This is a genomic window from Sulfurovum sp. bin170 (assembly GCF_010892395.1).
Lineage (GTDB): Bacteria > Campylobacterota > Campylobacteria > Campylobacterales > Sulfurovaceae > UBA1140.
In genome coordinates, this window is the sequence record NZ_JAACKB010000377.1 from 1 (window position 1) to 2,405 (window position 2,405).

Below are 2,405 nucleotides of genomic sequence, written 5' to 3' on the forward strand. Positions count from 1 at the left end.
AATCTTTTGGTGCAAGTGCAATATTTGAATACTTCTCTAACATACCTTTATCTCGTGTAAGAACTTTTGCATCAACAGCTTTAGCAGAAGCAATAACTTGCGAATCCTCTATATCATCATAATCAAGTTCTAAATACGATGGTGTTTTTGCAATTTTAAAGAGAGTTAAAATCTCTAATATAAAATTTTTCAAAATTCGCTTATCAGCATAACCAAACCCTCTTTTAAGTTCACTCGCTTTAATAAACTCTAAATTATCTAATGATGAAGAGGAGATATAAGCTACATAATTTTGACTCTTAAATAGATTCGTAAGGGCTTCTACAGACTCTTTAAATTTTACTCTTCTTTCATTACTGTAATAATCTAAAATAATATTTAGGTCAACTAAAATATTCACTTATATTTCTCCATGAGGTACTCCCCTCTATCTAGTTGATACTGCTCACTTTTATGATAGTCCGTATCACTTTTTATTGTCATAATCAGCTCTTTCCAATTTTTTTCTATATATTCATCACTATATTTAGGGAGACTCTCTTCACTACGGTCTATTTTTCTTACAATCTCTAAACCATCACTCTTAAATACATTTAGTATCTGTATGATTTTATTGGCTAGAGAGTCAGGGATGTTGATTAGTAGTTGCATTATATCTCCTTTAGATTTTCACCGATTATAGCATACTTTTTACCATCATAACTATCAGTAGCAACACCATCAATAAATTTAAGCGTATTCCCACTAATACCTACCCAACCAATCTGCCTAGCAGGAACCCCAACCATCAGAGCATAAGGTTTTACATCTCTATTAACAACAGCTCCACTTCCAATAAGTGCATACTCTCCAATAGTAACACCACAGATAATAGTAGCATTAGCACCAATAGAGCAACCCTTTTTGAGAAGTGTCTTTTTGAACTCCTCTTTTCTTTGGATAAAAGCTCGTGGGTTAATCACATTTGTAAAAACCATAGAGGGACCTAAAAAAACATCATCTTCTATCTCAACACCATCATAGATAGAGACATTGTTTTGCACTTTGACACCACTACCTACTTTGACATTTCCCCCAACTACACAGTTTTGACCAAATGAACACCTGTTCCCTATGGTTGTATTTGATAATATATGTGAAAAATGCCAAATTTTTGTACCATCACCAATAGTCACATCAGAATCAACAATACTACTCTCATGAACAAAAAACTCACCCTTTTTTTTCTCTTTAATATACTTAGGCTTCCGTCTACTTTTCCAAGATTCTCTATTTAGATACTTACCCTCTTCACTCATTTCCCAAGAACCCTCTTACAAAATGGATGATAATCACCCTTCATCCCAATTGGTTCAAGATTTCGTATGGTCGAGACGGTACTTATCGAACCATACGCCTCCTCAAGCCCAAAGCCATTACCTTTGAGTATCTCTTCATAGCTTCTTGTATGCAAATCTGTAAATCCACCAGAGAACTCCATCTCTTCTCCATCAACGGTAATGCTTCTATAAGTTCTCTGCCCTGTAGCTTTTATATCATCAGGAATATAGTCATAATTTACAGAAAGAAACCATCTTACCGTTGCATTTTTAAGTTTGAAAAAACCTGCATTGGCATCAGGGGTTTTGAGATGAACAATATTCTCCTCAACATCACCAAATATCCAACAGAGCATATCATAAAAATGTACTCCAATATTAGAAGCGACTCCTCCAGATTTTTCCATATCACCTTTCCAAGAGATAAAATACCATTTTCCTCTACTAGTTAGATAGGTCAAGTCAATATCATATATCTTATCTGGATTCTCTGCTAACTCTTTAGCAACTCTCTCTTTAAGAGCAATGATAGATGGATGTAGTCGAAGTTGCAAGATATTATATATCTTCTGACCACTCTCTTTTTCTATAATCTTCAACTGGTCAATATTCCAAGGGTTAAGTACCAATGGCTTCTCACATATAGCATCAGCCCCATTTCTTAGTGCAAACCGTATGTGTGAATCGTGCAGATAATTAGGTGAACAGATGGAGATATAATCGATTTTTTTACCTGTATCTCTTCTATACTTATCTACAAATCTATCAAATCTCTCAAACTCCGTGAAAAAACTAGCTTGTGGAAAATAGCTATCTATTATCCCTATTCCATCATATGGGTCAAGTGCTGCTACTAGTTCATTACCTGTATCCTTTATCGCTCTCATATGTCTTGGGGCTATATATCCTGATGCTCCGATTAAGGCGAAGTTTTTATTGCTCATATTTTTTTTCCTTATCTATATAAACTGCTTTGGAATCGGTGGATTTAGCCCAATGCCAATGAATTAGCGAGGCTGAAGCCATCGGTTCCTTATATGCAATCTGCATTTTCGGAATCGGCGTGTTCACACCCGAACTATTTAT

4 protein-coding genes are annotated in these 2,405 nt (G+C 35.1%); all 4 read right to left on the reverse strand.

Translation table 11 applies throughout. The features are described 5' to 3' along the window. On the reverse strand, positions 1–400 hold a 400-nt coding region (locus GSY74_RS08950; protein ID WP_223157519.1), incomplete at its 3' end, for a PIN domain-containing protein. Further along, positions 397–651, reverse strand: a complete 255-nt coding sequence (locus tag GSY74_RS08955) for a hypothetical protein (protein ID WP_164664764.1) — start codon at positions 649–651, stop codon at positions 397–399. The genes GSY74_RS08955 and GSY74_RS08950, both read right to left, overlap by 4 nt. Next, positions 651–1,298, reverse strand: a complete 648-nt coding sequence (locus GSY74_RS08960; protein ID WP_164664765.1) for an acyltransferase — start codon at positions 1,296–1,298, stop codon at positions 651–653. Before GSY74_RS08960 ends, GSY74_RS08955 begins: the two co-directional genes overlap by 1 nt. Continuing rightward, positions 1,295–2,263, reverse strand: a complete 969-nt coding sequence (locus tag GSY74_RS08965; RefSeq protein WP_164664766.1) for a Gfo/Idh/MocA family protein — start codon at positions 2,261–2,263, stop codon at positions 1,295–1,297. The genes GSY74_RS08960 and GSY74_RS08965 overlap by 4 nt, the downstream gene beginning before the upstream one ends. Between the last annotated feature and the right edge of the window lie 142 nt (positions 2,264–2,405).